We start from the raw sequence: 1,123 nt of genomic DNA on the forward strand, positions 1-1,123 counted from the left end.
ATGGTGTTTGATTACTTCCCTCGACTCAAAGAACGAACTGGTCTCGCAGGCTATTTGTCGGGCGGTGAGCAGCAGATGTTGGCAATTGGCCGCGCATTGATGGCGCGCCCGAAAATGATCTTACTTGATGAACCGTCGATGGGGCTTTCACCACTGTTGGTGAAAGAGGTGTTCAGCATCATCGAGAAGATCAACAAAGACCAAGGCATTACCATGTTGCTGGTGGAACAGAACGCGAACTTTGCGCTTCATGCGGCCGACTATGGCTACATCATGGAGTCAGGCAAGATTGTGCTCGATGGTACTAAACATGAGCTGCTCAATAATGAAGACGTGAAAGAGTTCTATCTGGGTGGCGGCGATGAAGAGCGCAAGAGTTTTAAGAATCTTAAGTCTTACAAACGTCGTAAGCGCTGGTTGTAAGGAGCAGAGATGAACGAATTATTCGATGCAAAAGAGTCTTTGTCTCCAACCGAGAGAGAAGAGTCGCTGTTTCAACGCCTGCCGACACTGATTGAAAACGCAAAAGCGAACAGCGAGCACTACGGCAACATCTTCGCAGATATCGACGCCTCAATCGCAAGTAACCGTGAAGGGCTCGCCCAGTTTCCGATCACTCGCAAATTCAATGTCCCAAGCCAGCAGCAGCTTAAGCCGCCGTTTGGTGGCTTAAACAGCGTTGCGATTGGTCAGATGGCGCGTGTGTTTCAATCTCCGGGGCCTTTGTATGAGGCGCAAACGGATGAATCGGACTTCTGGCGTATGGGACGCGCGTTTTATGCCGCAGGGTTTCGCCGTGGGGATTTAGTCCACAACACGCTCTCTTATCACTTCTCGCCGGGTGGATTCATTATGGAAGGCGGTGCTAGAGCGTGTGGCTGCGCAGTATTTCCAGCAGGCGTCGGCAATACCGAAGCGCAGATTGAAGCGATCAAACAGCTTCAGCCGACGGGTTACACGGGAACGCCATCTTATTTGTTGACGTTGTTACAGAAATACCAAGAGCAATACGGCGAGTTACCTAGCTTTACCAAAGCGTTGGTTTCTGGTGAAGCCGTCACCGCAGACATGCAACAAGCGTTTACGGACAAAGGGATTGCTGTATTTCAAGCCTACGCGAGTG

At 50.7% G+C, this 1,123-nt stretch carries 2 protein-coding genes; both read left to right on the top strand.

Annotation, left to right across the window (positions count from 1 at the left end):
* A partial coding sequence (locus R7D93_RS25860) for an ABC transporter ATP-binding protein (RefSeq protein ID WP_318129628.1) occupies nucleotides 1-423 on the top strand: 423 nt, incomplete at its 5' end.
* Nucleotides 424-432: 9 nt separating this feature from the next.
* A partial coding sequence (locus R7D93_RS25865; RefSeq protein ID WP_411976822.1) for a phenylacetate--CoA ligase family protein occupies nucleotides 433-1,123 on the top strand: 691 nt, incomplete at its 3' end.

Source organism: Vibrio sp. YT-15 (assembly GCF_033337445.1).
GTDB classification, from domain to species: Bacteria; Pseudomonadota; Gammaproteobacteria; order Enterobacterales; family Vibrionaceae; genus Vibrio; species Vibrio alginolyticus.